Genomic DNA, 1,196 nt, shown 5'->3' on the forward strand with positions numbered 1-1,196 from the left:
CTCGACGGTGACGAACTGCTCCCCGCCGGCCTGCCGGTCGCGTTCGGTGCGGCCCCCTCGTCCGACGACGCGGTCGGGTGCGCTCAGCTCTCGGCCGGCGGCATGTCGAGCAGTTCGCGGCACCGCTGCACGTCGCCGGCCATCCGCTCCAGCAGCGCGTCCAGGGTGTCGAACTTCTCCTGGCCGCGGAGGTAGCGCAGGAAGTCGACGGCGACGTGGAGCCCGTAGAGGTCGAGTCCCACCCGGTCGATGGCGTAGGCCTCGACGGTGCGTTCCATGCCGTCGAACTGCGGGTTGGTGCCGACCGAGATCGCCGCCGGCATCGGGCCCTCCGGGCTGTCCGGCACGGTCAGCCAGCCGGCGTAGACGCCGTCCGCCGGAATGGCGGTGTGCGGCAGCGTCTCCACGTTGGCGGTGGGGTAACCGAGCTCGCGACCGCGCTGCGCCCCGCGCACCACCACGCCCTCCACCCGGTGCGGGCGGCCGAGGACCTCGGCGGCCCCGGTGACGTCGCCCTCCGCGACCAGGCGGCGGATCAGGGTGGAGGAGAACGGCTGGCCGCCGCCGGCCTCACCGTGCTCGAAGAGGTCGACGACCAGCACGTCGAAGTCGTAGTCGCGGCCCAGTTCGGCGAGCACCTCGACGTCCCCGGTGGCGCGGTGGCCGAAGCGGAAGTTGGGGCCCTCGACGACGGTCCGCGCGTGCAGCTTGTCGACGAGCACCTTCACCACGAAGTCCGCCGGCGACAGCTGGGAGAACTCCTTGGTGAACGGCAGGACGAGCACCGCGTCGACACCCAGTTCGGACATCAGCGACGCCCTGCGGTGGTGCGGGGCCAGCAGCGGCGGATGGCTGCCGGGCCGCACGACCTCACTCGGGTGCGGATCGAAGGTGACCACGACGGCGGGCACGCCCAGTTCCCGGGCGCGCGCCACCGCCCGGCCGATGATCAACTGATGCCCGCGGTGGACGCCGTCGTACGAGCCGATGGTGACGACGCTGCGCCCCCAGTCCTCGGGGATGTCCGACAAGCCACGCCAGCGCTGCACTGTGCCCGCTCCTCGCTCAATGCGAATGGATTCCTGCCGGTCCAAGGGTGCCATGCGCAACGCCGCCGGACCGCGCCGGGCGGCGTTTGCGGCGCTGCGCGCGCCGGGTGACGGTCAGCGGCCGTCGACCGGTGCGGCGTGACCGCG

1 protein-coding gene is annotated in these 1,196 nt (G+C 72.8%); it reads right to left on the reverse strand.

Annotated elements, in window-relative coordinates; all coding sequences use genetic code 11:
* Positions 1-83: 83 nt before the first annotated feature.
* A complete protein-coding gene (locus ACYVE9_RS27545; protein ID WP_461030608.1) occupies positions 84-1,049 on the reverse strand; it encodes a bifunctional riboflavin kinase/FAD synthetase in 966 nt (321 codons plus the stop codon).
* Positions 1,050-1,196 lie beyond the last annotated feature (147 nt).

This window comes from Streptomyces sparsus (assembly GCF_054776295.1).